Source organism: Micromonospora sp. MH33 (genome assembly GCF_003013775.1).
In the GTDB taxonomy this organism is placed as follows: Bacteria; Actinomycetota; Actinomycetes; order Mycobacteriales; family Micromonosporaceae; genus Micromonospora; species Micromonospora fulviviridis.
The window spans coordinates 1-2,205 of the sequence record NZ_MUYZ01000555.1; the positions used below are offsets into that span (position 1 = coordinate 1).

Below are 2,205 nucleotides of genomic sequence, written 5' to 3' on the forward strand. Positions count from 1 at the left end.
CGAGTGCCTGCTCCTCGCCGGCCAGCTCGCCCGGGTCGGCCGGGGCGGCCGCCGCGGCGAGCAGGTGCGCCAGCGGGTCGCCCCCCGACTCGGCGGGTGTGCCGGCGCGGGCCGCGTCGAGGAGGCGCTCCGACTCCGCCCGGTCGGCGCCTGCGGCGCCTGCCGTCCGCGGCCGGCACGGGGGCGGGGCGGCGTCGCTCCCCCGGCCCGGTCCGACGACCGGTCGGGATCCGCGCGCTCCAGCATCCCGGCCAGCCGGCGCAGCCCACGGTGCGCGGCGGTACGCACGGCGCCGGCCCGCCGGCCGAGCACCCGCCCGGCGGTCTCCGCGTCGAGCCCGATCACGGCGCGCAGCAGCACCGCCTCCGCCTCGCGGCGCGGCAGGCTGGCGATCAGCGCCAGGGCGCTCTCCGTGCCGATGGTCTCGCCGGCCCGCTCGGCGGTGTCGGCGTCCCCGGCCAGTTCGCTGAGCGCCTGCACGGGCACCGGAAGGGCCGGCCGCCGCCGCTGCCGGCGCAGGTGGTCCATGGCCCGGTTGCGGGCGATGGTGACCGTCCAGGCGCGGAACTCGCCGCCGGTGAAGCTGGGCAGGTCACGGGAGATCTGGAGCCACGCCTCCGAGGCCACGTCCTCGGCGTCGGCGCCGACCAGGGCGGTGAGGTAGCGGAGCAGGCCGGGCTGGAGGCTGCGGTAGAGGAAGCGGAACGCCGCCTCGTCGCCCGCCTGAGCGGCGACGACCGCCTCGTTCAGCTCACCGGTCATTGTTCCGCCGTTCCCGACGTGCCGACTCCCCGGACCGGCGCCCGCCGGTGCCGGTGTGCCCGACGCCCGCCCGGTCGGACGACCGGACCTCCACCCGCACCATCAGCCCCCCGCTGGCCTGATCCGCACCAGCACAGGGAGGTGCGGGCGCGCCTATGGACACCGCCGCGCAGGACGGCCGTTGGCGGACATACCGTACCGGCGTCCTGGGGCGGCCGGGAGCCCGGCCAACGCTAGGAGCGGAGGGTGGGTTCGACAAGGTGCCGCCCACCGGAAAAAGAGTGAGAATTCTCAACGCGTGGTCACGGCGGGTCGATGTAACGAACGCCACCGTAAGGGCGCTGCGCGCCGGTGAACAGGGATGTGCACCACGCCGGAACCCGGACACACGAACTGCCGAGCGCTCATTCCTGGCCGATCGTACGCGCGCCGTCACGGTCAGCCATTCGGCGTGGCGGCGGCTGACCGTTCGGCCGAGCCCCGTCGGGCCGCCCGCCGGTCGTGACGGGAGAGATCGCGGGAAATACTCCGCCGCCACTCTGGGTACGGTATGGGGGTGCTGTCCTCAGACGTCGTACTCAGCGGTCGGTACCGCCTGGATGACCGTGTCGCCACCGGCGGCATGGGCGACGTCTGGCGTGCCACCGACCTGGTGCTCGGCCGTCCGGTCGCGGTGAAGGTCCTGCTGCCCGCGCTGGTCTCCGACCCCGACTTCATCGCCCGCTTCCGCGCCGAGGCGCGCATCATGGCGTCGCTGCGCCACCCGGGCGTGGTCCAGGTCTTCGACTGCGGCGAGGACGAGCTGCCCGACGGCGGCCGCGCCGACTACCTGGTCATGGAGTTCGTGGCGGGCGAGCCGCTCTCCCGTCGGATCGAGGCGGCCGGGCAGCTCCAGGTCGGCGAGACCATGTCGATCGTGGCGCAGGTGGCCCAGGCCCTGCACGCGGCGCACACGCGCGGCATCGTCCACCGTGACGTCAAGCCGAGCAACCTGCTCGTGCAGGACGACGGCACCGTGGTGCTGGTCGACTTCGGGGTGGCCCGGTCGACCAACGTGACCAGCATCACCAGCACGAACGCGGTGCCCGGCACCGCCCTCTACATGGCCCCCGAGCAGGCCGCCGGGCGCCCGGTCTCCGGCGCCACCGACGTCTACGCGCTCGGCGCGGTCGCCTACTGCTGCCTCACCGGCAGCCCGCCGTTCACCGGCGACAACCCGCTCCAGGTGGCGGTCCGGCACCTCGACGACGAGCCGCCGGAACTGCCGGTGGAGATTCCGCACCAGGCCCGCGACCTGGTGGCCCGGGCCCTGGCCAAGGACCCGGCGGACCGCTTCCCCACCGCCGCGGCGATGGCCGAGGCGGCCCGCGCGGCCGGCTCGGAGGCGCCCACCGCGATGGTGCCGGTGGCGCTGCGCGGCGCGACCGGGTCGAGCCGCACCCG

The 2,205-nt window shown here is 75.4% G+C and carries 1 protein-coding gene and 1 pseudogene; one reads left to right on the forward strand and one right to left on the reverse strand.

From position 1 onward, the window contains the following. Positions 1-234: 234 nt before the first annotated feature. Positions 235-762, reverse strand: a pseudogene (locus B0E53_RS35725) (RNA polymerase sigma factor); the annotation flags it as partial. Between the two features lie 556 nt (positions 763-1,318). Here B0E53_RS35725 and B0E53_RS35730 point away from each other — a divergent pair. Beyond that, a partial coding sequence (locus B0E53_RS35730; RefSeq protein ID WP_146167948.1) for a serine/threonine-protein kinase occupies positions 1,319-2,205 on the forward strand: 887 nt, incomplete at its 3' end.